This window comes from Denitratisoma oestradiolicum (assembly GCF_902813185.1).
GTDB lineage: Bacteria > Pseudomonadota > Gammaproteobacteria > Burkholderiales > Rhodocyclaceae > Denitratisoma > Denitratisoma oestradiolicum.
This window is the reverse complement of the sequence record NZ_LR778301.1, coordinates 2096970-2122249: the sequence shown is the minus strand read 5'-3', so window position 1 is coordinate 2122249 and position 25280 is coordinate 2096970. Positions and strand designations below refer to the sequence as shown.

Annotated in this window: 21 protein-coding genes; 17 read left to right on the top strand and 4 right to left on the bottom strand. The window is 63.8% G+C overall.

Annotation, left to right across the window (positions count from 1 at the left end; translation table 11 throughout):
* The first annotated feature begins 476 nt into the window (after window positions 1–476).
* From DENOEST_RS09750 to DENOEST_RS09705, 10 genes are all read left to right on the top strand, one after another.
* Window positions 477–1442 (top strand): bifunctional MaoC family dehydratase N-terminal/OB-fold nucleic acid binding domain-containing protein, encoded by a 966-nt coding sequence (locus DENOEST_RS09750; protein ID WP_197970575.1) that lies wholly within the window; start codon window positions 477–479, stop codon window positions 1440–1442.
* Window positions 1443–1453: 11 nt separating this feature from the next.
* Window positions 1454–2566, top strand: a complete 1113-nt coding sequence (locus DENOEST_RS20510; protein ID WP_145769204.1) for an acyl-CoA dehydrogenase family protein — start codon at window positions 1454–1456, stop codon at window positions 2564–2566.
* The gene (locus DENOEST_RS09740; RefSeq protein ID WP_145769203.1) at window positions 2563–2985 is read left to right on the top strand and encodes a MaoC family dehydratase; all 423 of its coding nucleotides are present in this window, start codon (window positions 2563–2565) and stop codon (window positions 2983–2985) included. The genes DENOEST_RS20510 and DENOEST_RS09740 overlap by 4 nt, the downstream gene beginning before the upstream one ends.
* Before the next feature lie 14 nt (window positions 2986–2999).
* Window positions 3000–4178 (top strand): lipid-transfer protein, encoded by a 1179-nt coding sequence (locus DENOEST_RS09735; RefSeq protein ID WP_145769202.1) that lies wholly within the window; start codon window positions 3000–3002, stop codon window positions 4176–4178.
* A gap of 10 nt (window positions 4179–4188) precedes the next feature.
* Complete coding sequence (locus DENOEST_RS09730; RefSeq protein WP_145769201.1) at window positions 4189–5367, top strand: acyl-CoA dehydrogenase family protein; 1179 nt, start codon at window positions 4189–4191, stop codon at window positions 5365–5367.
* A gap of 146 nt (window positions 5368–5513) precedes the next feature.
* A complete protein-coding gene (locus DENOEST_RS09725; protein ID WP_145769200.1) occupies window positions 5514–7322 on the top strand; it encodes a long-chain-acyl-CoA synthetase in 1809 nt (602 codons plus the stop codon).
* A gap of 34 nt (window positions 7323–7356) precedes the next feature.
* Window positions 7357–8388 (top strand): MBL fold metallo-hydrolase, encoded by a 1032-nt coding sequence (locus DENOEST_RS09720; RefSeq protein WP_145769199.1) that lies wholly within the window; start codon window positions 7357–7359, stop codon window positions 8386–8388.
* A gap of 49 nt (window positions 8389–8437) precedes the next feature.
* Window positions 8438–9622 carry an acyl-CoA dehydrogenase family protein gene (locus DENOEST_RS09715; protein ID WP_145769198.1) on the top strand — a complete coding sequence of 395 codons (1185 nt, stop codon included), beginning with the start codon at window positions 8438–8440 and terminating at the stop codon, window positions 9620–9622.
* A 173-nt stretch (window positions 9623–9795) separates the two neighbouring features.
* On the top strand, window positions 9796–10935 hold the full coding sequence (locus tag DENOEST_RS09710) for an acyl-CoA dehydrogenase family protein (RefSeq protein WP_145769197.1): 1140 nt from the start codon (window positions 9796–9798) through the stop codon (window positions 10933–10935).
* Between the two features lie 18 nt (window positions 10936–10953).
* Window positions 10954–12645: a class I adenylate-forming enzyme family protein gene (locus DENOEST_RS09705; RefSeq protein ID WP_145769196.1), complete on the top strand. Its 1692-nt coding sequence runs from the start codon at window positions 10954–10956 to the stop codon at window positions 12643–12645.
* Window positions 12646–12739: 94 nt separating this feature from the next.
* Here the strand turns inward: DENOEST_RS09705 and DENOEST_RS09700 are convergent, their stop codons facing one another.
* The 4 genes from DENOEST_RS09700 to DENOEST_RS09685 all read right to left on the bottom strand — a co-directional run bounded on the left by DENOEST_RS09700 (window position 12740) and on the right by DENOEST_RS09685 (window position 16433).
* Entirely contained in the window at window positions 12740–13642 is a 903-nt protein-coding gene (locus tag DENOEST_RS09700; protein ID WP_145769195.1) for an SDR family NAD(P)-dependent oxidoreductase, read from the bottom strand.
* An 80-nt stretch (window positions 13643–13722) separates the two neighbouring features.
* Entirely contained in the window at window positions 13723–14898 is a 1176-nt protein-coding gene (locus tag DENOEST_RS09695) for a steroid 3-ketoacyl-CoA thiolase (protein ID WP_145769194.1), read from the bottom strand.
* A 321-nt stretch (window positions 14899–15219) separates the two neighbouring features.
* Window positions 15220–15696 (bottom strand): MaoC family dehydratase, encoded by a 477-nt coding sequence (locus DENOEST_RS09690; protein ID WP_145769193.1) that lies wholly within the window; start codon window positions 15694–15696, stop codon window positions 15220–15222.
* Between the two features lie 59 nt (window positions 15697–15755).
* Window positions 15756–16433, bottom strand: coding sequence for a PaaI family thioesterase (locus tag DENOEST_RS09685; protein WP_145769192.1), 678 nt, complete (start codon window positions 16431–16433; stop codon window positions 15756–15758).
* Window positions 16434–16627: 194 nt separating this feature from the next.
* Here DENOEST_RS09685 and DENOEST_RS09680 point away from each other — a divergent pair, with 194 nt between their 5' ends.
* The 7 genes from DENOEST_RS09680 (at window position 16628) to DENOEST_RS09650 (ending at window position 25268) form a co-directional block, all read left to right on the top strand.
* A complete protein-coding gene (locus tag DENOEST_RS09680; RefSeq protein ID WP_197970574.1) occupies window positions 16628–17110 on the top strand; it encodes a MaoC family dehydratase in 483 nt (160 codons plus the stop codon).
* Window positions 17111–17273: 163 nt separating this feature from the next.
* Window positions 17274–17717, top strand: coding sequence for a nuclear transport factor 2 family protein (locus DENOEST_RS09675; RefSeq protein ID WP_145769190.1), 444 nt, complete (start codon window positions 17274–17276; stop codon window positions 17715–17717).
* 145 nt (window positions 17718–17862) lie between these two features.
* The gene (locus DENOEST_RS09670) at window positions 17863–19308 is read left to right on the top strand and encodes a coniferyl aldehyde dehydrogenase (protein WP_197970573.1); all 1446 of its coding nucleotides are present in this window, start codon (window positions 17863–17865) and stop codon (window positions 19306–19308) included.
* A 62-nt stretch (window positions 19309–19370) separates the two neighbouring features.
* Complete coding sequence (locus tag DENOEST_RS09665) at window positions 19371–21479, top strand: PQQ-dependent dehydrogenase, methanol/ethanol family (protein WP_145769189.1); 2109 nt, start codon at window positions 19371–19373, stop codon at window positions 21477–21479.
* Window positions 21476–22387, top strand: coding sequence for an SDR family oxidoreductase (locus tag DENOEST_RS09660; RefSeq protein ID WP_197970572.1), 912 nt, complete (start codon window positions 21476–21478; stop codon window positions 22385–22387). The genes DENOEST_RS09665 and DENOEST_RS09660 overlap by 4 nt, the downstream gene beginning before the upstream one ends.
* A 213-nt stretch (window positions 22388–22600) precedes the next feature.
* On the top strand, window positions 22601–23056 hold the full coding sequence (locus DENOEST_RS09655; protein ID WP_145769188.1) for a (2Fe-2S)-binding protein: 456 nt from the start codon (window positions 22601–22603) through the stop codon (window positions 23054–23056).
* A 10-nt stretch (window positions 23057–23066) separates the two neighbouring features.
* Window positions 23067–25268, top strand: a complete 2202-nt coding sequence (locus DENOEST_RS09650; RefSeq protein WP_145769187.1) for a xanthine dehydrogenase family protein molybdopterin-binding subunit — start codon at window positions 23067–23069, stop codon at window positions 25266–25268.
* Window positions 25269–25280 lie beyond the last annotated feature (12 nt).

Genomic DNA, 25280 nt, shown 5'->3' with positions numbered 1-25280 from the left:
TTGTCCCGCGCCAGTATCCAGAGGTAGTCCGGATCGGAGCCGATTACCCTTGGCTGGCTCCTCCAGTCCCAACGGCTCACTTCTGGAAGACGAAATTCCAGGAGAAGCTTAAACAGGGGCCGGCAAGGAAAAGCATATGGGTTCCCCATTCAGCGTAAGGCATCACGCTGGTACCGAATGGGTCGCTTTTCCCGGATCAGCGCTGTCATCCCAATTGCGTTCCTGAGCCGTATTCTGGTTGTTGCGACGCAATATAAACACGAACAAGGATATACCTGTCTGTTCAGGCCGGTGATTGCGCCATTTGGCAAATGTTCGTTGCGGCGCAAATGTGAGTTGCCGGGGCAGGACCCAGTGCGCTAGATTCGATCAAGTTTTGGAATAGACGTCGGGCGTCTGGGGGCTCCCCGTCGGCGTTGCCCCAGGATGAACGATTTGATCCGGGCCATGTTCATCCATCAATTTGAGAGCCAAAAATGTCCGTGACGAATGTCGATGTCGAAGCCCACGTCAAGGCGATGGTGGGCCGTGAGTATGGTCGCGTCTATGCCTGGGATCCGGTCAATCAGCCCATGATCCGCCAATGGTGCGAGGCCATGGGCAACAAGAGCATCCTCTATCACGATCCCGCATTCGCCGCCAAGTCCATCCATGGCGGACAGGTGGCGCCGCCGACGATGATGCAGGCCTGGACCCTGGCCGGCGTCAATGGCGAGTCGCCCCCCGGTTCCAGCACGGTGAACCCCTACGAGGCGGTGGAGTTCCTGACCAACAATGGCTTTCCGGTCAATGTGGCGGTCAATTCGGAGCATGAGTATTTCCGCTACCTGCGCTTGGGGGAGTCCCTGTGCTTCACCTCCATGCTTGAGTCGGTCAGTGAATTGAAGCGCACGGCCCTGGGGACCGGGTATTTCGTCACCAATCTGATGACCTTCATGACCACCGAGGGCGAGAAGGTGGGCACCATGCGCTTCCGTCTCTTCGTCTATCGGCCCCATCAGGTGCCTGACGAGGCAGAATCCAAAGCGGAGCAGCCGGCCGAAGCCCAGCCCCGTCGTCCCCATCCCGGCATCAGCCAGGACACCCGGTTCTTCTGGGACGGCCTGAAGGAAGGCAGGCTGCTGATCCAGAAATGCAGCGCTTGCGGCGAATTGCGCCATCCGCCCGGTCCGACTTGCCCCCATTGCCATTCCTTCAAATGGGAGGCAATCCAGGCCAGTGGCCGGGGCATCATTCATTCCTTTGTGGTGATGCATCATCCCCAGGTGGCGGGGATCGAAAGCCCCAACCCGGTATTGCTGGTGGAACTGGAGGAGGGCACCCGCCTGGTGGCGGGCCTGGCGGGGATCAAGTATTCCGAAGTGCAAATAGGTATGCCGGTGCAGGTGGAGTTCCTGCGGACGGATGAAGAATTGGTTGTGCCGGTGTTCCGGCCCATTTGAGGGAGCTATAGATGGATTTCACTTTCAGCGAAGAGCAGCGTGCCATTGCCGATCTGGCGACCAGCGTATTTTCGGACTATTGCGCCGACGACCAGATGCAGAAGTACGACAACAGCGGCGCTGCCTACAACGCCGACCTGTGGCAACAGCTACAGGAGACCGGCCTGGTTTCCCTGATCGTCGCCGAGGAAGATGGCGGCACGGGCCTGGGGATGGTGGAGTTGATGCTGACCCTGGAGCAGCAGGGCCGCTTCGTGGCACCGGTGCCCCTGTGGTCCACCCAGCTGGCGGCGGTGGCCATCTCCCGTTTCGGCGCGGCGGGGGCCAAGTCGGCTTGGCTGGCTGATCTGGTCAGCGGCGCCAAGCTGGCCAGCGTGAATCTGGAGGGGCTCATTTCCAGTCGTGGACTCTCCCTGAAGGCCGAGCAGACCTCGGCCGGCTGGCGCCTGCAGGGCCGGGCGGTGGCCGTTGCCCTGGCCGAACAGTCCGCCGTGGCGCTGTTGCCGGCCCAGACGGCGGGTGGGGTGCGCCTCTTCGCGGTGGACCTGTCCCTGCCGGGCATCGGCAAGATGGCCGGGATGTTGACCCACAACGAGCCGGCGGCGGACTTGACGTTTACCGGTCTGGAATTGCCGGCGGATTCGGCCCTGGCACCGGAAGCCCTGGCCTGGCTGGAGCCCCGGGTGGTGGCCTGTCTGGGCGCGCTGCACCTGGGCGTGGCGCGGGAAGCGCTGACCCGGGTGGTGGCCTATACGACAGAGCGGGTGCAGTTCGGCCGTCCCATCGCCTCTTTCCAGGCCATCACCCAGAAGACCGCCGACTGCCTGATCGACGTGGAGTCCCTGCGTTCCACCCTCTGGCAGTTGTGCTGGCGCCTGGATGCCGGCCTGGATGCGGTGGGCGCGGCCGGCGCGGTCAAGGTATGGGCCTGCGATTGCGGTTATCACGTCACCCACGCCGCCCAGCACATGCATGGCGGCATCGGGGTGGACCTGAGTTACCCGATCCATCGCTTCACTCTTTGGAGCCGTGCCCTGGAAATGACCTTTGGCGGCAAGCCGGCCCAACTGGCCGCTCTGGGGCAATGGCTGGCCAGTCCGGAGGCCCACGGGGTCGAGCTATGAGTTGGACCGAAACCCGGCGCTTCGACGCGGTGAGCGTTGGCGAGGAGTTGCCGACGCTGGATATTCCGATCTCCGTGCGGCAGATCGTTTCCTGCGCCATCGCCACCCGCGATTACCAGAACGTGCATCACGATCTGGAGGCCACCCGGGCCCTGGGTTCCCCCAACATTTTCATGAACATCCTCACCACCGGGGGCCTGGTGGAGCGTTACCTGGGCGAATGGGCCGGTCCGGAGGCAATGTTCCGCAAGGTGGCCATCCGCCTGGGGGCACCCAACTACCCCGGGGATACCATGACCATGAGTGCCAAGGTGACCGCCAAGGGTGATGCCGATCGCACCCTCGAACTGGATGTGACGGGGCGCAATTCCATCGGCAACCACCTGATGGCCACCGTGGTTCTGGCCCTGCCTAACTGAGGATGGGATAAGCGATGAGCAAACATCCCCTCTCCCGGCGCGTGGCCATCGCAGGCATCGGTGCCACGGAGTTCTCCAAGAACTCCGGGCGCACCGAATTGCACCTGGGCATGGAGGCGGTACTGGCGGCCCTGGCGGATGCGGGCATCGACCCCGCCGAGGTGGATGGTCTGTCCACCTACACCATGGACAATGTGCCCGAGCGGGAAATATTCCGCCTGCTGGGCGGCAAGAACCTGAAGTTCTTCAGCCGCACCCATGAAGGTGGCGGCGCGGCCTGTGCTCCCCTGCTGCATGGGGCCATGGCCATCCACAGCGGCGTCGCCGAGGTGGTGGTCTGCTATCGGGCCATGAACGAGCGTTCCTGGTACTGCTTTGGCTCCGGCGTCGCCGACTGGCCTGCCAGCCCCAATGTCGAGTCGGTGCATTTCGGCTGGTACATCCCCCACGGCCTGGTATCCCCGGCTTCCTGGATCGCCATGGCGGCCCGCCGCTACATGCACGACTTCGGTGTCACCAGCGAGGATTTCGGTCGGGTTGCCGTGGCGGCCCGGGATTTCGCCGCCACCAACCCCAAGGCCTTTTTCTACGGCAAGCCCCTGACTCTGGAAGAGCATCAGGCTTCCCGCTGGATTGTCGAACCTCTGCATCTCTACGATTGCTGCCAGGAATCCGACGGTGCCGTGGCCGTGGTGCTGGTTTCCGCCGAGCGGGCCCGGAGCCTGAAGCAGAAGCCGGTGCTGATCGCTGCCGCGGCCCAGGGTATGACGGACGACCAGCAGAGCGTGACCTCCTACTACCGCAAGGACATCACGGCCCTATCCGAGATGCGCCTGGTGGCAGACCAGCTTTACGCTATGGCCGACCTGAAGCCCGAAGATATCCAGACGGCGGTGCTCTATGATCATTTCTCTCCCTTCATCCTGCCCCAGCTGGAGGTCTTCGGCTTCTGCCAGCGGGGCGAGGCCAAGGACTTCGTCCGGGCCGGTGAGCACAGTCGCAGCGGAAGCCTGCCCATCAACACCAACGGTGGCCAACTGGGCGAAGCCTATATCCATGGCTTGAACGGTGTGGCGGAAGGGGTGCGCCAGTTGCGCGGCACTTCCGTCAACCCGGTGGCCAATGTCAAAAATGTGGTGGTCTCCGCCGGCAGCGGCGTGCCCACCAGCGGTTTAATCCTGTCCTCCGAATGAGGTCTTAGCTATGTACACAAACCTGTCCCCCGAACAAGAAGCCCTGAAGCAGGAAATCCGGGCCTATTTCGCCCGGTTGATGACGCCCGAGGCCAAGTCGCTGCTGCATGACTACAAGAACCCGGCCCGGCTCCAGGAATACAAGCGTCAGGTGCGCCAGATGGGCAAGGACGGCTGGCTGGCGGTGGGTTGGCCCAAGGAATACGGCGGCAAGGGCTACACGCCCCTGGAACAGCTGATCTTCTTCGAAGAGTCCTTCCTGGCCGGGGCCATCCTGCCCTTCGTCACCATCAATACCGTGGGTCCGGCCCTGATGACCCACGGCTCGGAGGAACACAAGAAGAAGTTCCTGCCGGGCATGGCGGCCGGGGAGATCCATTTCAGCATCGGCTATACGGAGCCCTCCGCCGGCACCGACCTGGCGACCCTGAAGACCTCGGCGGTGAAGGACGGCGACGGCTTCCGGGTGAATGGCAACAAGATATTCACCTCCGACGCGGATGCGGCCGACTACATCTGGCTGGCCTGCCGTACCGATCCCGATCTTCCCCGCCACAAGGGCATCTCGATCCTGATCGTGGATACCAAGGACCCCGGTTTCTCCTTCACGCCGATCTACACGGTGGGCCATCTGACCAATGTCACCTATTACGACAACATCTTTGTGCCGCCGGAAATGCTGGTCGGGCAAGTCAATGGTGGCTGGAAACTGATCACCTCCCAGTTGAACCACGAACGCATCGGCCTGGGGGCCATGGGCGTCAAGGCCCGGGGCGATTTTGTGAAGACCCTGGAATGGGCGCGGACTACCGACGAGAACGGCCACCGCCCGATCGATACGCCCTGGGTGGCGAGCCGGCTGGCCGACTGCTACCGCCAGGTGGAAGCGATGCGGCTGATGAGCTACCGTATGGCTGCTGACTTGACCATGGACAAGATGGACGTGGGCCTAGCTTCCGCTTCCAAGGTGTTCGGCACCGAGGCCACCATCGACGTCTATCGCAAGCTGATGGAGGTGGTCGGCGCGGGGAGCCTGTACCGCCATGGCAGCCAGGCGGAAATGCTGGGTGGCATCCTGGAGGAGGAATACCGGGGCGCCCTGGTCAACACCTTCGGAGGTGGTGTGAACGAGATGCTGCGGGACATGGCATCCCAGTTCGGCCTGGGTATGCCCAGGGCCGATCGCTGATACACAACCGGGGAGGATATCTCCCCGCGCAGTATGACCCCGTGGTGATATAAGTCGCCATGAGGCCGGAGTTGGGGTTTCCCCGAACTCCGGCTCCTGCATTGGTGCTGGGGGATTGTGTTGGCTGTTTTACTGGAGACCGATAAATGGTGGTATCGCGGGAAGAGACACAGATAAAGCTGGACCGTCGTAACGAGATTGCCGGTCGGCACAAGCCCAAGCAGACCTACACGATGGCGGATCGCATCGAAGAGTGCGCTGCCGACTCTCCCGATCGCATCTTCCTTTATTACGGCGACCGCCGTTACACCTATGCCGAGGTGAATGCCAAGGCCAACCAGTACGCCCGCGCCCTGCAAAAACTCGGGCTCCAGTGCGGCGATGCCTGTGCCATGGCGGTGGAGAACCGGCCGGAGTTCTTTTTCATCCTCTGGGCCATGGCCAAGCTGGGCGTCACCGCTTCCCTGATCAACACCAACATCACCGGCAAGGCCCTGGCCCACTGTCTCTCGATCACCAGCGCAAAGGCGGCGGTGGTGGGCGAGGAATGCCTGGTGCATTTCGACTGCCCGGAAGTCCGGGGCAGCTTGCCCCTGTGGCGCCTGGGGGATGCCGAGAAGCCCGCCAGCGAGGCCCTGCGCGCCATGTGCGGGGCCGATGTCGATGCCCTGGCCGCCGGCCAGCCCGCGGACAACCTGGACAAGGCGGTACGGGTCGGGGTGGTCGGCGAGACCCCCTTCATCCACATCTACACGTCCGGCACCACCGGCCTGCCCAAGGCCGTGCTCAACAGCCACATGCGGGTCCTCACCACCGGCGACGTGATGCAGGTCACCACGGCTACCGGCAAGGACGACGTGTTCTACTGTTTCCTGCCCCTGTACCATGGCGCGGCGTTGATGTCCCTGACCTCCACGGCCCTGTCGGCCCGGGCCGCCCTGGTGCTGCGGCGCAAGTTCAGCCTGCGGGAATTCTGGGCTGACGTGCGCAAGTACAGGATCACCTTCGCCCAGTACGTGGGCGAGATCTGCCGCTATCTGCTGAACCAGCCGGAAACCCCCGAGGACCGCAACCACACCTTGCGCAAGGTGATGGGCGCCGGCCTCTCGGCCGAGGTGTGGGACCGCTTCGTCAATCGCTTCGGCATCGAGCAGGTTTATGAAGGCTGGGGGGCCACCGAGTCCAACGGCAACATCCAGAACGTCGATAACTTCAAGGGCTCCATCGGCCGCATCCCTTACTGGGAAAAGACCAATATCCGCCTGGTCCGCTACGACGTCGAGACCGAGAGCCATCCGAAGGACGAGAACGGCCACATGATCCTCTGCCAACCGGGTGAGATCGGGGAAATCGTCGCCTTCATCGTCAATCATCCCGATATCGGCGGCGGGCGCTTCGAAGGCTATACCTCGCCGGAAGCCACGGAAAAGAAGATCCTGCGCAATGTATTCGTGGAAGGGGATTCCTACTTTTCCTCGGGCGATCTGGCCCGCTACGACGACGAGGGTTACTTCTACTTCGTGGACCGCATTGGCGACACCTTCCGCTGGAAGAGCGAGAATGTGTCCACCAGCGAAGTGGCCGATGCCTTCGCCAATTATCCGGGGCTGGAAATATTGACGATCTACGGTGTGACTGTGCCTGACCACGAAGGCCGCGCCGGCATGGCCTCGGTGGTGATGGCCCCGGGCCGCGACTTCGATCCCAAGGTCTTCTACGATATGGCGGCGGCCAACCTGCCCGGCTATGCAGTACCCTATTTCGTGCGGGTGAGCCCCCAGGCCGACATGACCTCCACCTTCAAGCTGCGGCGGGTGGACCTGCAACGCCAGGGCTACGATCCAAAAAAATTCAGCGATCCGCTCTGGGTACGGGACGACAAGGCAAGGAACTATGTGCCTTACAGCGAGAGTGCTCTGGCGGCACTGGGCATGAAGCCCTTTGTGGCGCCTTGATCCACGCAATTGCAGACTTAGACGGGTAGCCCCCATGACGACACTTTCCTTTCCCTTCCAGGCGCCGGCCACCAATGGTGAGCTGATCGATGTGGTGCCGGGCCAGATCAAGTGGCTGCGCATGCCGCTACCCCTGGCCCTGAATCACATCAACCTCTACCTGGTGCGGGATGGCGCCGGTTGGCGCATCGTCGATACCGGCATCAACACCCAGGAGACCCGGGATATCTGGGAGCGGATACTGCCCGCCCTGGACGGCCCCGTCACCGGCATCATCTGCACCCATCACCATGGGGACCACTGCGGCCTGGCTGGATGGTTCACCGAGAAATTGCGGGTGCCCCTCTACATGAGCCGGGCCGAATATTTCGCGATGCGGATTTTCGACGGGGGCTTCTCGGGAGAGTCCTGGGAGTTTCGCGAGTTCTTTATCCGGGCGGGTTTGCCCGGGGAGCAACTGCTCAATCTGATCGATGCCCTCAATCGCTTCGGCCAGGCTTTTACCGAGTCGCCCATGCCCCGGGCCTACCAGCGCCTGCGGGACGGCGGGACCCTGACCATCGGCGACCATGTCTGGCAGGTGTGGGGGGGGGAAGGGCACTCGCCCGAGCATGCCTCCCTCTATTGCCCGGATCTGGGGGTGTTGCTGAGCGGCGACCAATTGCTGGCCCGCATCAGCCCCAATGTGGGCGTGCTGCCCTTCGAGCCCGAGGCAAGCCCTTTGGAGGACTGGTTCGTCTCCCTTGAGCACATTGGCCGCCTGCCCGAGGAAACCCTGGTGCTGCCGGCCCATGAGCTGCCCTTCCATGGCCTCAAGGCCCGGGCTGAGGAACTGCGCCAGCATCATCAGGGCGTGCTCGACAAGATGCAGACCCTCTGCGCCGAGCAACCGGATACCGCCTACGGCCTGGCAAACCGCTTTTTCACCCATCGCAGCGGCCCCATGGACAGCATCCTGGCCATCGCCGAGACCCTGGCCCATCTGGCCTATCTTTGCGGCCAAGGGCGGTTACAGCGGGAGTTACAGCAGGACGGCAGCTATCAGTATCGGGTACAGGCATCGTAAGCCCCGGTCCCGGCGACACAGATTTGAATCAAAAACAGAGGACGATAAATTGAACGAACTCGACACTTTCCGCGCTGAAGTGCGTGCCTGGCTCGAAGCCAACTACCCGCCGTCCCTGCGCACGCCGCCCCAGGAAGGCGAAATTCCCATGGCGTCCAGCAAGATCGAATTCAAGAGCGAGGATGCCCGCCTGTGGTACGAGCGCATGCGCGACAAGGGCTGGCTGGCACCTGATTGGCCCACGGCCTTCGGTGGCGCCGGCCTGGATTCGGCCCGCACCCGTATCGTCGAGGTGGAACTGACCCGGGCGGGCTGCCGTCCGCCCCTGGTCAGCCTGGGCATCTGGATGATCGGCCCGGTACTGCTGGAATTCGGCACCGACGAGCAGAAAAGTACCTTCCTTCCCGGCACGGGGCGTGGCGAGATCGGCTGGTGCCAGGGCTTTTCCGAACCCAATGCCGGTTCCGACCTGGCGTCCCTGAAGATGTCCGCCGTGCGCGAGGGCGACGATTTCATCGTCAACGGCTCCAAGATATGGACCTCCTACGCCTTCCTCGCCGACCAGATGTACGCCCTGGTCCGCACCAGCAACGAGGGCACCAAGCAGCAGGGCATCACCATGGTGCTGATCGACATGAAGGCGTCGGGGGTCACCGTGCGGCCCATCGACCTGATCAGCGGCAAGTCCAGCTTCTGCCAGGTGTTCTTCGACAACGTGCGGGTGCCGGTGAAGAACATGGTCGGCCCCCTGAACGGCGGCTGGGGCGTGGCCAAGCGTCTGCTCACCTTCGAGCGCAAGGCCATGTCCAAGTTCGCCGAGCTGAATCTGCCCGGACCCAGCCTGGTGCCCGTGGTGAAGAAGGCCCTGGGGGACGCCAATGGCCGTATCAGCAGCGCCGTGATGCGGGACAAGGTGGCTGGCCTGGAAATCGAAACCCACGTGCAGGGCCTGACCCAGCAGCGCATCGTCGAGATGATGAAGTCCGGCAAGGACGTGACCAACGTCAGTGCCACCATGAAATATCAATTGTCCGACACCCTGAAGAAGGGCTCCGAGACCATGGTGGCGGCCCTGGGGCTGCAGGGCCTGGGCTGGGAGAGCGAGGGCTTCGCCAAGGACGAGCTGGAAGCCACCAAGCAGTGGCTCAACGACAAGGCCCACTCCATCGCGGGGGGCAGTTCTGAAGTGCAACTCAACATCATCGCCAAGCGTGTGCTCGGCCTGCCGGAATAAAAGGATGAGGATCGCCCCCCTTCGCCCCCCTCCGGGGGGTTCGATACGGCTCGCTGTGCTCGATGTTTGGGGGCGCTCCGTGGCGGCACCGAGGGGTTGCGGCTGGCGCCGCTCTCCGCTTTCCCTTGGGACGGCCCGGCGGGAAAGCTCATTTTTCACCTTAAGGAAAAATCATGGGAATGTTGTTTGATTCCGAACAGGAAATGTTGGCGGAAACCGCTCGGGGCTTCTTTGCGGAGCACGCGCCCGTCGCCGCCTTGCGCAAGCTGCGCGACAACCAAGACCCCTTGGCCTACCAGCCCCCCGTGTGGCAACAGATGGTGGAACTGGGCTGGACGGCCATCGTCTTTCCCGAGGCCTACGGCGGCCTGGACTTCGGCTACAAGGGCCTGGGCGCCGTGTTCGAACAGGCCGGCCGGACCCTGGCCGCCACCCCCCTGTTCGGCACCGTGGCCCTGGGGGGCAGCGCCATCCTGCTGGGCGGCAGCGATGCCCAGAAGGAACAGTGGTTGCCCAGGATCATCGGTGGCGAAACCCTGTTCGCCCTGGCGGTGGACGAAAAGCCGCGCCACGATCCCAAGGCCATCGCCCTCACGGCCCAGGCCAATGGTGACGGTTATGTGCTGAACGGCGAAAAGCACTACGTGGTGGACGGCACCATCGCCGACCAACTGGTGGTGGTCGCCCGCACCGCCGGCCAGCCGGGCGATGCTGAAGGCCTGACCCTGTTCCTGGTGGATGCCAAGGCACCCGGCGTCGAGCGCCTGCGCCGCACCCTGGTGGATAGCCGCAATATTGCCTCGATCCGCTTCAGCAACGTGGCCGTGTCCGCCAGCGCCGTGATCGGTACGGTAGGGCAGGGGGCCGCGCTGTTGGACAGCGTGCTGGATCGGGCCCGCATCCTGCAAACCGCCGAGATGCTGGGCGCAGCCGACTGGTTGCTGGAGACCACCGTTGCCTATCTGAAGGAGCGGGTGCAGTTCGACGTGCCCATCGGTTCCTTCCAGGCCCTGCAGCACCGGGCCGCGCAAATGTACATCGCCCTGGAGATGAGCCGCAGCGCCGTGTTGGCGGCCCTCACCGCCATCGACGAGAACTCGCCGCAACTGGCGACCCTGGCCTCCCTGACCAAGGCCAAGGTTTCCGACACTTTGGAACTGATCAGCAACGAGGCGGTGCAGATGCACGGCGGCATCGGCATGACCGACGAGCTGGACGTGGGCCTCTACCTCAAGCGGGCCCGGGTCTCCCAGCAGCTGTTCGGCGATGCCTCCTTCCATCGGGACCGCTACGCCACCCTGCGTGGTTTCTGATCTTCGCCAGGTAAAGCCATGAACGATATCGTCGAGAAACTGAATGCAGCCCGGGCCCAGGTGACGGCCCCGGGAGCCCCCTTCGAACTGGCGGACCGGGAACTGGGAGGCCATACCTATCAGGTCTTCAAGAATGCCCCCGAGAACGTGATGCACCTGATCAACCAGGGTCGCCAGTTCGGCGACAGGACTTTCCTGGTCTATCAGGGGCAGCGCTGGAGCTTCAACGAGTATTTCCGCCACGCCGACACCCTGGCGGCCCAGCTGGCCAGCCGCTACGGCGTGAAGAAGGGCGACCGGGTGGCCATCGCCATGCGCAACCGCCCCGAGTGGATGGCGGCCTTCGTCGCCATCGTCTCCCTCGGTGCCATCGCCGTTCCCCTCAACAGCTGGAGCCAGCGGGAAGAACTGGTGCAGAACCTGGGCAATGCCGAACCCAAGGTACTGTTTTGCGATCCGGAGCGCCTGGCCCATGTGACTGGCGACCTGGAGGGCCTGGGGATCGAGGCCATCGTTACCGATACGCCCGCCGAGGCACCCCGGGTAAGCCGCTACGACCCGCTGACCGCAACACCCCTGGCGGCACCCCAGGTGGACATCGTCGGCGACGATCCGGTGATGATCATGTACACCTCCGGTACCACCAGCGGGGCCAAGGGTGTGTTGTCCAACCATCGGGCCTTTTGCCAGGCCCTGATGAACATCGACTTCGTCTCAGCCATCACAGCCATGGCTAGCCCCGAGCGCATCCAGGCCATGATGGCTTCCGGCTTCGCGCCGGCGGCTCTGCTGTCGGTGCCCCTGTTTCATGTCAGCGGCCTCCAGGCGCTGTTTCTGGGGGCACTGAAGGCAGGGCGCAAGATCGTCATCATGTACAAGTGGGACGTGGACCAGGCCATCGACCTGATCGAGCAGGAACGCCTGACCCAGCTCAACGGCTCACCGGCGATGATGCAGCAGCTGTTCAGCTCGCCCCGTTTCGACCAGGCCGACATGTCCAGCATCGCGGCCGTGGGCTTCGGCGGTTCCGCGACACCCCAGGGCCTGCTGGACATGACCCTGAGCAAGTTCCCCAAGTCCCTGCCCGGTACCGGCTATGGCCTGACCGAGACCAATTCGACGGCATCCTCCTTCACCGCCGAAGCCTTCGCCTACAAGCCCCGCTCCAGCGGCATCGTTTCGCCCATCGTCGAGATCCATGCCGAGGACGACCTGGGCAACGTGTTGCCCCAGGGCAGCACCGGCGAACTCTGCGTGCGTGGCGTGACGGTGATGATGGGCTACTGGCGCAACCCCACCGCCACCGAGGCGGCGCTGCGGGACGGCTGGTTCCATTCGGGTGACGTGGGTTATGTGGATGAGGAAGACTTCGTCTTCATCGTCGACCGCATCAAGGACATCGTCAATCGGGGGGGGGAGAAGATCTCCACCCTGGAAGTGGAGTCCTGCATCCACCACCTGCCCGGCGTGGCCGAGGTGGCGGCCTTCGCCGTGCCCGATACGGAAATGGGTGAGGCCCTGGCTGTCGCCATCGTACCCGAGGCTGGCGTCAGCCTCGATGCGGAGGCCGTGCGTCAGCACGTGGCCGCCCATCTGGCCGGCTTCAAAGTGCCCAAGCACGTCTCGATCCGCGACGAGACCCTGCCCCGCAACGCCAGTGGCAAGGTGCTGAAGCAGGCGCTGAAGGCGGAGGTTGCCGGAAACCGCTGACTCAGGTACGACAGCCGCAAAAAAAAACGCCAACCTGAGGGTCGGCGTTTTTTCTGAAGGCCCGCCAGGTTTCCGGCGGGCTTTTCTCATGCCATCAGACCGGCATGGTGTAGCCGTCCACCACCGTCTTGTGGGACTCGTTGAAGTAGGTGGACATGACCTTGTGCATGTCGTCCAGTTCCCACTTGCCGCCATTGGAGCTGTTGAAGCTGGTGCCCAGGGTCGGACGCTGCACCACGGTGACCTGGCCGCCCCAGACCACGAACACTTCACCGGAGATGTGGCCGGACTCCGGGGAGGCCAGATAGCCCACCAACGGAGCGACGTTCTCGGGGTTGAAGACATCGAAACCTTTTTCCGGCGCGGCGAACATCGGGGCCGAAGGCGCTGCAGCGGTCATGTCGGTACGGGCCCGAGGCATGATCACGTTGGCGGTGATGCCGTACTTGATCATCAGCTGGGCGGCGCCCATGGTCATGGCGACGATGCCGGCCTTGGCGGCGGCGTAGTTGGGCTGACCCGGGGTGCCGTAGAGCATGGACTCGGAGGCGGTGCTCACCAGGCGGCCATAGACCGGACCGGCCTTGGCCTTTTCGCGCCAGTACTTGGTGGCGTTGCGCATGTTCACGAAGTGGCCGCGCAGATGCACGCGCACCACGGAGTCGAACTCGTCGTCGCTCATGGCGAAGATGGTCTTGTCGCGGCAGAAGCCGGCGTTGTTCACCACGATGTTCACATCGCCGAAGGTTTCCAGCGCGGTCTTGAACAGGGTGTCGGAATCGTTGCTGTCGGCGCAGTCGCCGAAGACAGCGATGGCTTCGCCGCCCAGGGCCTTGATATCGGCCACGGTGGCGTGGGAGGCCTCGACGGCGGCGGGCAGGTTGATGTCGTTGATCACTACCCGGGCACCCTGGCGGGCCAGCTGGATGGCTTCCTCGCGACCCAGACCACGGCCGGCGCCGGTGACGATGGCGACCTTACCGGACAAATCACCCATTTGCATCTCCTTTGGAATATTGCATGAATTGATTTTGAAGCGGGGCAGTCAGTCTGCGACTGCCCCGTTGGGAGCCAGGCTTACAGTCGCTCGATGATGGTGGCGGTGCCCACGGAGGCGCCGCAGCACATGGTGATCAGGGCGGTCTGCTTGTTCTGGCGCTCCAGTTCGTGCAGGGCGGTGGTGATCAGGCGGGCGCCGGTGGAACCGACTGGGTGACCCAGGGCCAGGGCGCCGCCATTGACGTTCACCTTGTTCATATCGGCGTTGTACATCTGGGCCCAGGACAGCACCACAGCGGCAAAGGCCTCGTTGATCTCGATCAGGTCGATGTCGGCCATGGTCATGCCACTGCGCTTCAGGATCTTGGCGGTGGCATCCACCGGGCCGTCCAGCACATAGTAGGGGTCGGCGCCCACCACCACGTCGCTGATGATCCGGGCGCGGGGCTTCAGGCCCCGGCGCTTGGCTTCCTCGGCGCTCATCCAGAGCACGGCGGCGGCGCCGTCGGACACCTGGGAACTGGTGCCGGCGGTATGGATGCCGCCTTCCACCATGGTCTTCAGGCCGGCCAGGCCTTCCAGAGTGGTGGGGCGCAGGCCCTGGTCGCGGCTCACCACCTTGGTCTGGCCGGTGGGCTTGCCGTCCTCGCCCAGGATCGGCGCGGTAACCGGCACCACTTCGCGGTCAAAGCGGCCTTCGGCCCAGGCCTGGGCAGCCCGGCGCTGGGACTCGACGCCCAGGGCGTCGGCCTGGGCGCGGGTGATGCCGCGCATCTCGGCGATGCGCTCGGCATTGACGAACTGGTTGTGGGAGAAGTCGTAGGGATAGCCTTCGGGGATGAAATAGCCCGGCCCGTTGTAGGCATTGGAGCCCAGGGGTACCCGGCTCATGGACTCGACGCCGCAGGCGATGCCGATATCCAGGGAGCCGCAGGCGATGGCATGGGCGATGGTGTTGTTGGCCACCTGGGCCGAGCCGCACTGGGCGTCGATGGTGAAGCCGCCGGTGGTGAAGCCCTCGCCCATGGACAGCCAGGACTGGCGGATGATGTTGTTGGACTGTTCGCCGGCCTGGGTCACGCAGCCGCCGGCGATCATGTCCACGTCGGCATAGTTGATGCCGCTGCGCCGGATCAGTTCCCGCAAGGTTGCGCCCAGCAGGGCGGTGACATGCATTCCGCTGAGATCACCCACGATGGCCTTGCCCCGGCCAATGGGGGTCCGGCAGGCTTCAACGATAACGGCTTCAGCCATGGTCGCTCCTTCTTGTGTTATTTCATGAAACGGGAAGACGCCCGTCGGGCGTGTCGCGGAGAGTGCGGACAGCGGACTGCCTAGCGCTCTGTCAGTGGGGGAATTTTACCTTGCTGCCCTACTGGCCTGAGTCGCAGGGCTTGAAATGCGAACCTGCTCGGTTAGGGCTTTTGTGGCCATTTTCCACTAAGTCGTGAAGTCATTTCTGCCCCGACCGTTCAGGCCGCAGCAGGCTGGTCTCCTGCCGTTCACTGGCTGTTTTCCGGTAAAAAAACCGCAGCCGGCAAGGCTGCGGTCCCGGAACGGAATGCGAATGGCAGGTCAGACGAAGACGAAAGCCATCTCGTAGATCAAGGCAGGCTTGTCACTACCCACGGCGGCCAGCTCGGTCTCGGAGGTGACCTTGGTCTTGCCGTTGGCGACCTCGATGTCCTTGATCCGGCTGCGGGCGCGGATCTCGCTGTCCACCACCACGGGGTTGAGGAAGCGCAGCTTGTCGGAGCCGTAGTTCATCATGTGGCGGTAGCCGGTGACGATGGTGGAGACATCGGGCAGGGTCTGGAAGCGGGAGATCATCGACAGCAGCAGGAAGCCGTGGGCGATGGTCTTGCCGCCGAAGGGGCTCTGGGTCTTGCAGCGCTCCACATCCACATGCAGCCACATGCGGTCGCCGGAGAGTTCGGCAAACTGGTTGATCATGTCCTGGGTCACCTTCACCGAGGGACTCCAGGCGCCCAGTTCGGGGGAGATCAGTTTCTTAAGGCCTTCGGCATCTTGATAGTGGATCGTATCGCTCATGAAAAATTCCTGTGATTGAGTTTATGGAAAAGCGGGATGCGTCAATTGACCGTGGAGCGTCAAGTAGGGCCGCTCATCAACTGGCGGAAGCGCTCGGCGCTGACATGGATGAAGAGCCCCTCGGCGGAGGCCGTCATGATGCCGTTGGCCCAGATTTCCCCCTCCAGGATGTTCTTGCGGCCCTTCACCTCCTTTACCCGGCCGATCAGGTGCAGTTCGGTACAGAGCGGGGTAGGGCGGTGCATGCGGGTGGTCAGGGTACCCGTGGGACCCGGTTGGCCGGTCAGGCTCTGGGCGATGCCGAGGAACTGGTCGAATACTGCGCAGACGAAACCGCCATGCACCGTGTTGGGCGGGCCTTCGTAGCGCCAGTCCAGATAGGCGCGGCCATGGGCCACGCCATCCTCGAACCAGGTGTTGAAGGGGGGCGCCAGGGGATTGCTCTTGCCGTCCAGGGGGTTCAGTTCGTAACCCAGCCGGCGCGAGGTGCCGTGCAGGCCGTTCTCGAAGGCCAGCCGGCCATGGAGGCTGGGCGCCTGGTCCAGGATCTCCGCCTGGCGCAGCAGGTCGGCCGCCACGGATCTCAGGGTGGCGGCGTCGCTGGTGGTGGTGACCAGCTTGCCGATGACTGCCCGGGCGGCTTCCACCGCCTCGCGACGTGCGGCCCAGTCATCATTCACGGGAGCCTTCACGGTCGGGCATTCAAAGGGATTGAAGGTGTCTTCTTCTGCGCTCATGGTGTTGTTCTGTCTGCCAGGGATGTGGAAATGGCCGGGCTATCGGGATGACGCCGGGCTCAATGGATTTATTTTCAGGGTACAAGCTTAATGGCATTGGCCGCCGAAATTTTATCGGTGCCGGAATTGCGAACAAAACCGACGGCATCGTCGGGATACCATTTTCCTCTTTGGATTCCTACCGGAGCCGTGCCATGAGCCGAACAACCCCCAGGCGTCAGATCGACTTCCGCGACCTCGCCGGCCTGCAGGCCCTGATCAGTGGGGAATATTCCCCCTGGAGCAATGAGCTTGTCGTCACCCAGCAGTTGATCAACGACTTCGCCGCCCTGAGCGGCGACGACTACTGGATTCACACCGATCCCGAACGAGCGAAGGCCCAAAGCCCCTTCGGCACCACCATCGCCCACGGCGCCCTGGTGCAGGTGCTGGCCAGCCGCTTCCAGATTCCCCTGGACTGGGAAATCGTCGGCTTCAACAACATGGTGAATTACGGCTCCGACAAGCTGCGTTTTCCCAGTCCCGTTCCCGCCGGTAGCCCCATCCATGCCCGCTGCCGCGTCAAGGCCGTGCAGGCGGTGAAGGCCGGTACCCAGGTGACCCTGGAAATCGCCATTCATGTGGTCGGCCAGGAGCGGCCCTCGGTGCTGAATGAACAGGTGATTTTATATATGTGAGGGCCAGGCTAGGCTAGGTCAGCCGCCAGGTATGAGCATGCTGGACGCACGCACGTTCATGTCTTGATTGAGATCGAAAAGGCGGCGAAAACATGGTCTGAGGTACCCCCTATTCTCCTATTCTTACCCAGCGCCATCGAGGCTTCTGGGCCGTGACTTACCCATGAAACTGCCCAATTTAGGTCGAACAATGCTCTGCCTGCTGCTTGTGGTTATATCCATCGGTGCCTGGTCTGCTGGCACAGAACAAGATTTGGATGCGGCAGAGGAAGGTTTTATTGCCGCCCTGCTTGCAAATGATCGTTCCGAACTCGAAAAGGTGCTGGGTGCGGAATTTTTCTACAACACGGCCACAGGGCGATCCTTGGCGAAAAAGGCTTTTTTGCAGTACCTCGATGCAGGCCAACTGAGTGTTCAGTTTGCGGCTCGTTCTGAAGTGCGGACGACGTACTACGAAGATGTCGCAATCGTGAGCGGTGTGTATCGCGTGGAGGCTGTTCTTGCAGGGAAGGCATCAACGTCCCGGTCTCGTTATCTCCACGTCTGGTATCGCCAGAACTCTTCCTGGAGGCTCGTGGCACGTCAGGTCACGTATTTGGATGGCTGACGGTTTCATCGGCCGGTTTTGAGTCAACACCGCCGCAAACCGGTTGCCCATAATGGGCAATCCGGATGTTTTTCCTCCGCCTCCGGTGGCACCATGTCCCGCTGACAACAAGCCGCTTCCGGCGGTTGCGAGAGGAGATGACAGCATGGATCAAATGACGACGCTGGCCGCCACGGAAGTGGCGGAACTGGAAGCCCTGGTGGCGCGGCAGAAGGCGGCCCGTATCGCGGAAGGGGCGGTGAGCCTGGCGGTGCGCAAGGACCGCATCCAGCGCGCCATCAACATGCTGGTGAAGCACCGGGATGCCCTGTGCGAGGCGGTGCATGCCGATTTCGGCAACCGGCCCCGGGTGGTGACCATGATGTACGACCTGATGGGGTCCCTCACCTCCTTGAAGCATGCCCGCAAGGAGGTGGGCAAGTGGATGAAGCCCCAGCGGCGCAAGGGGGCGATGCCCTTCAGTCTCTTCGGCGCCAAGGGCTGGGTGGAGTATCACCCCAAGGGCGTGGTGGGCATCATGGGCACCTGGAACTACCCTCTCTACACCACCCTCTCTCCCCTGGCTTATGTGCTGGCAGCGGGTAACCGAGCCATCATCAAGCCTTCCGAATTGAATCCACGCACCGCCAACGCGCTGGCGGCGGCGGTGGCCGAATTCTTCGATCCGTCCGAGGTGGTGGTGGTGAATGGCGGCCTGGAGCTGGGCCAGGCCTTCTCGGCCCAGCCCTTCGACCATCTGGTGCTTACCGGCGGCACGGCGGTGGCCAAGGCGGTGATGAAGAACGCGGCCGAGCATCTGGTGCCCCTGACCCTGGAACTGGGGGGCAAGTCGCCGGTGATCGTCGGCCGCAGCGCCGACCTGGCCCTGGCGGCGGAACGCACCATGGTGGCCAAGGGCACCAACAGCGGCCAGCTCTGCGTCAATGCGGACTACGTGTATGTGGCGAAGGAGAGTCTGGAGCCCTTCGTCGTCGCCCTGCGCGGCGCCTACGACAGCCTCTATCCTGGCAGCTATGCCAGCAATCCGGACTGGGTGTCGGTGATCAACGAGCGCCACTGCGCCCGCATCGACGGCTATGTGAGCGAAGCCGCCGCTCGCGGTGCACGGGTGGAAACCTGCGGCGGCCCCTTCGCGGGGGCCCAGGGCAAGCGCCTGCCCCTGCGCCTGGTGATCGATCCTCCCGCCGACACCGCCATCATGCAGAACGAGATTTTCGGCCCAGCCTTGGTGGTGCTCAGCTACGAGCGCCTGGAGGACGCGGTGGCAGCCATCAACGCCCGGCCCCGGCCCCTGGCGCTGTACTACTTCGGCAAGGATGCGGCCGAGGAGCGCTACGTGCTGGACCACACCATCTCCGGCGGCGTGAGCCTGAACGAGGTGGCGATGCATCCGGCCCTGGACGACGCCCCCTTCGGTGGCATCGGCGATTCGGGCATGGGGCATTACCACGGCCACGAGGGCTTCCTGGAGTTCGCCCATGCCCGCACGATCTACAAGGCCGGGTGGTACGATCCGCGCAAGCTCTTCGGCCTGCTGCCGCCCTACAGCAAGAAGCTGGAAGCCATGATCGAAAAGTCCATCAAGCCCTGATGGACTGCAACGTGGACTTTTCGGGGCCGGTTCTGCCGGCCCTTTCTTATTCGGAAAAACATATGCGCAATGTTCTAGCCTCCGGGCTGCTGGTGGCGGCCCTGCTGGTCCCCGCCATGAAGGGGATCGCGGGCACTGTCCGTACGGCCGCCGTGGATGGTGCCCGCATCGTGGCGGCGGACCGGGAGCCCGGCAACTGGATGAGCCATGGCCGCACCTACGGGGAACAGCGCTTCAGTCCCCTGGAGCAGATCAACGACAAGAACGTCTCCCGCCTGGGCCTGGCCTGGAGCCAGACCCTGGAATTCGAGCGCGGGGTCGAGGCCACGCCCCTGGTGGTGGATGGCGTGCTCTACGTCACCGGTGCCTGGAGCATCGTCTACGCCTTCGACGCCGAGACGGGCAAGCCCTTGTGGAAATATGATCCCAAGGTGGATCGCCCCATGGCCGGCAATGCCTGCTGCGGCCCGGTGAACCGCGGCGTGGCCCTGTGGCAGGGCAGGGTGTATGTGGGCACCCTGGACGGGCGTCTGGTAGCCATCGACGCCCGCAACGGCCGCAAGGTCTGGGAGACGATGACCATCGATCCCCAGCGGGCCTACAGCATCACTGGCGCCCCCCGGGTGGTGAAGGGCAAGGTGCTGATCGGCAACGGCGGCGCCGACATGGGCGTGCGCGGCTATGTCTCCGCCTACGACGCGAAGACCGGCAAGCTGGCCTGGCGCTTCCACACGGTGCCGGGCGACCCCGCCAAGCCGTTCGAGCACCCGGCGCTGGAAATGGCCGCCAAGACTTGGCACGGCGACCAGTGGTGGACCTGGGGGGGCGGCGGCACGGTGTGGGACGCCATGTCCTACGACCCCGAGCTGGACCTGCTCTACATCGGTGTCGGCAACGGCGGCACCTGGCCGCGCCAGTTGCGCAGTCCTGGCGGCGGCGACAACCTGTTCCTCTCCTCCATCGTCGCCCTGAGGCCGGAAAGCGGCGAGTATGTCTGGCACTATCAGCTGGCGCCCGGGGAACAATGGGACTATCCGGCCACGACCCAGATGGTCCTGGCCGACATGGACTTCCAGGGCCAGATGCGGAAAGTGCTGATCCAGGTGCCCAAGCACGGCTTCGTCTTCGTGCTCGATCGAACCAACGGCAAGTTGCTCTCCGCCGAGAAGTTCACCCAGGTCAATTGGGCCTCCCACTACGACCTGACCACGGGCCGGCCGGTGGAGAATCCGGTGGCGGACTATGCCCGCGCCGAGAAGCCCGCACTACAGTTTCCTGGCCCCCTGGGCGGCCACAACTGGAACCCCATGTCCTTCAATCCGAAGCTGGGCCTGCTGTATTTCGGCGAATTGCAGATGCCCAATTTCTACGTCATGGACCCCAACGCCAAGTATCGGGAGCGCAACCGACGCTGGAGCACAGGCATGGACATGACCCCCTGGATCACCGATCCCTCCCTGGGGCCGACGGTGGAAAAGAACGTGCGGGGCTCCCTGATCGCATGGGACGTGGCCGCCGGCAAGAAGGCCTGGCAGGTGGAGCAACTGATGCCGGTGAATGGCGGCACCCTGGCCACGGCCGGCAATCTGGTGTTCCACGGCACTTCCGACGGGCGGCTGGTGGCCTATGCCGCCGACAAGGGCGAGAAGCTGTGGGAGTACCGCACTGTCTCCGCCATCATGGGCGGGCCGATTTCCTACAGCGTCCACGGCCGGCAATACATCGCTACCGGCATCGGCTGGGGCGGCGGCCATGCCACCGGCTTCCCCGACGGCGCCACGGCCATGGGCCTGAAAAACGTGAACCGGGTGGTGGTGTTCAAGCTGGATGGCAAGGCCTCGCTGCCCCCTTCGCCGCCCCTGGACCTGACGATTGATCCGCCGCCGGTCACCGCGACCATGGAGCAGATCGCCCGGGGCGGGGTGCTGTACATGAACCACTGTGGTGTCTGCCATGGTTCCGGCACCGGTGGCGTACCGAATCTGGATGCCATGACACCTCGGACCCGACATGAATTCATGGGCATCGTGCTGGGCGGCGCGCGCCAGGACAAGGGGATGCCCGCCTTTTACGAACAACTGACGCCGGAGGATGCCCTGGCGATTCAGGATTTCCTGGTGGCCAAGGCCAACATGGCCAAGGCGAAGGCGCTCCAGCAGAAAGGACAATGACGATGCCGACAGCTTCCAACTCCCTGCGCTTCGACGGCCAGGTGATTGCAATCACGGGAGCTGGCAACGGCCTGGGGCGCAGCCATGCGCTGTTGCTGGCCAGCCGCGGCGCCCGGGTGGTGGTGAACGACCCGGCCCGGGACGGGGCGGGCAACAGTGCCGCTGAGCGGGTGGCGGCGGAAATCTGCGCCGCTGGCGGCGAGGCCTGCGCCAACCTGGATTCCGTGTTGGAAGGAGAACGCATCGTCGAGGCGGCCCTGGACACTTTCGGTCGCATCGACGGCGTGATCAACAACGCCGGTTTCATTCGCGACCGGGCCTTCCACAAGCTGAGCGACGCCGAATGGCAGGCGGTGGTGGATGTGCATCTGCAGGGCGCCTACCGGGTGACCCATGCCGCCTGGCCCCACCTGCGGCAGCAGAATTACGGCCGGGTGTTGTTTACGGTCTCTGCCGCTGGCATCTACGGCAACTTCGGCCAGGCCAACTACGGCAGCGCCAAGCTGGCCCTCTACGGTCTCACCCGTACCCTGGCGGTGGAGGGGGCCCGCCACAATATCCATGTCAATGCCCTGGCGCCCATCGCCGCCTCCCAGATGATGGGCAGCCGCATGCCGGAGGACTGGCAGGCCCGGATGACGCCGGCCGCCGTGAGTCCGGTGGTCGCTTATCTGTGCCATGAAGATTGCCAGGAAACCGGCAGCCTGTTTGAGGCCGGTGGCGGCTGGTGGGCCAAGCTGCGCTGGGAGCGCAGCGCCGGCGCCATGATCGGCGCCGGGGAGAAACTCACGCCCGAGGCCGTGGTCCGGCAATGGCCGGCCGCCACCAGCTTCGACGCTGCCTGCCATCCAGGCAGCGTGGAGGAGGGCGGTATGATGATGTTCCGTCGCCTGGGACTATTGTCCTAGGGAGATGCTGAACGAGTCCCAATGCGTCATTCCGGCGAATGCCGGAATCCAGGAAAATCAACACACTGGACACCGGCCCCGGATCAGTTCCGGGTGACGTTCCTTCGCCGGTGTGACGGACTTGATCAATGTTTCCCTAGCGTATTTCGTTCTGTTCTCCGGACAGTGGGCTTCGTACAATGGACGCGTCAGACATTTTCCCGGGAGACCGAAATGATCCGCTTCACCCTCAATGGCAAACCCGTCCAATTGGACGTGGCGCCGGACACGCCCCTGCTCTGGGCGCTACGTGATGGTCAGGGCCTGACGGGCAGTAAATATGGCTGTGGCCAGGCCCTGTGCGGAGCCTGCACCGTCCATCTCAATGGCCAGCCGGTGCGCTCCTGCGTCCTGCCGGTCTCGGCGGTGGCCGGTGCCTCGGTGACTACCATCGAGGGGCTTGCCTCCCGCGTCGGCCAGGCGGTGCAGGCGGCCTGGCAGAAGCTCGATGTGGCCCAGTGCGGCTTCTGTCAGTCGGGACAGGTCATGGCGGCCACCGCGCTGCTGACCAGCAATTCCAAACCCAGTGATACCGACATTGACACCGCCATGGGCGGACTGATTTGTCGTTGTGGCACCTATGTCCGTATTCGGGCCGCCATTCACGAAGCTGCCCGGATGCTGGGCTGAGGAGATGGTGATGAGCGCGCACATAGAAAATATCCAGTCTGGCCGCCGGGATTTCCTTAAAACCGGCCTCGGCCTCTCCCTGGCGGTCTGCTTCGCCCCCGGCCGGGTGCTCGCCGCCCCTCAGGGCTCCCACGATGAAGCCCTGGTCGCCAATGCCTTCGTTACGGTGGGCAGGAATGGCGTCGTGACGGTGATGATGAAACACCTGGAAATGGGGCAGGGCACCCATACCGGCATGGCCACCCTGGTTGCCGAGGAAATGGATGCGGACTGGGCTCGGGTCCGGGTCCAGTCCGCGCCGGCGGATGTAGCAAAGTACAAGAACCTGAAGATGGGAATACAGGCCACCGGGGGAAGCAATGCCATGGCCGAGGCCTTCCTGCAGATGCGTCAGGCGGGCGCCGCGGCCCGGGCCATGTTGCTGGCCGCCGCCGCCCGCCAGTGGAATGTCCCCCTGGCAAGCCTCACGGTACACAAGAGCCAGGTGATCCATAAGGCGAGCGGGCGCAACTCGGATTTCGGCGAACTGGCCTCCCTTGCGGTTCGGGAGGTGGTGCCCGAACAGGTGAGTCTGAAGACGCCGGCCCAGTTCAACCTGATCGGCAAGCCCCTGTCCCGGAAGGATGGCCTCGACAAGAGCCGGGGGCGTGCGCTCTATACCCAGGATGTCCGACTGCCCGAGATGCTGACGGCGGTGGTGGTCCATCCACCTCGCTTCGGCGCCCGACTGCAAAGCTTCGATGCCGCCAGAGCACTGGCAGTCAAGGGCGTGGTCGATGTCCTGGCCATTCCCAACGGCGTGGCCGTGCTGGGACATGATTTCTGGTCCGCCAAAAAGGGACGGGATGCCCTGACGGTGGCCTGGGACGAGGGCCAGGCTTTCCGGGGCAGTTCCGAGGAGATGCTGTCTGGCTATCGTGAACTTGCCAGAACCCAGGGAATGTCGGCCCGTCGCGATGGCGACGGGGAACAGGCCCTGGCGGGCGCAGCGACCCGAATCGAGGCGGGCTACGATTTCCCCTACCTGGCCCATGCAAGCATGGAGCCGCTGGACTGCGTGGTGAGGCTGACGCCGGAGAGTTGTGAAATCTGGAACGGAACGCAGTTTCAGACCCGGGATCAGGCAGTGCTGGCCAAGTTGCTGGCGCTTAAACCGGAACAGGTGAAAATCAACACCCTCTATGCCGGTGGCAGTTTTGGCCGCCGCGCCAATCCCCATTCTGATTACGTGCTGGAGGCGGCCCATATTGCCCAAGCCTACGCCGCCAAGCACCAGGGCCGGGCCACGGTGAAAATGCTCTGGACCCGGGAGGATGACATGAGGGCCGGCTACTATCGGCCCATGTTCCATCATCGCCTGCAGGGAGGGCTGGATGCTGCCGGCCGGCCGGTGGCCTGGAGCCAGACCATCGTCGGCCAGTCGATCATGAAGGGGACAGTTTTCGAGTCCTTCGCCGTCCGCAACGGTATCGACCACTCATCGGTGGAGGGGGCCGCCAATCTGCCCTACAGGATTCCCCATATCCAGGTGCAGCTCCATTCCCCGACCCAGGCGGTCCCCGTGCAGTGGTGGCGCTCGGTGGGGTCCACCCATAGCGCCTATGCCGTGGAGTCCTTCCTCGACGAACTGGCCCATCAAGGCGGGCAGGACCCGGTGGCTCTGCGTCGGGAACTGCTCAAAGGCCATCCCCGCCACCTGGGAGTGCTGGAACTGGTCGCCCAGAAGTCAGGTTGGGACAAGCCCTTGCCGCCGGCCAAGGCCGGGGAACGGCGCGGGCGTGGCGTGGCGGTCCATGAGTCCTTCAACAGCTACGTGGCCCAGGTGGCCGAAGTGACGGTGCGGGATGACGGCAGCTTCCATGTGGATCGGGTGGTCTGCGCCGTGGATTGTGGTTTGGCCATCAATCCCGATGTGATCCGGGCCCAGATGGAAGGCGGTATCGCCTTTGGTTTATCGGCGGCCCTGCATGGTGCGGTCACGCTCCAGGATGGCCAGGTGGACCAGGGGAATTTCGATACCTATCCGGTACTGCGCATGCCCGAGATGCCCCGGGTGGAGGTGCATATCGTGCCTTCGGCCGAGGCACCTACGGGAGTGGGCGAGCCGGGTACGCCGGTGATTGCCCCCGCCGTCGCCAACGCTCTGTTCGCGGCCACCGGCCAGCGTCTGCGCCGTCTGCCCTTCGATGTTAAGGCGCTACGGCGCGCTTGAGTTTTTGCTGCA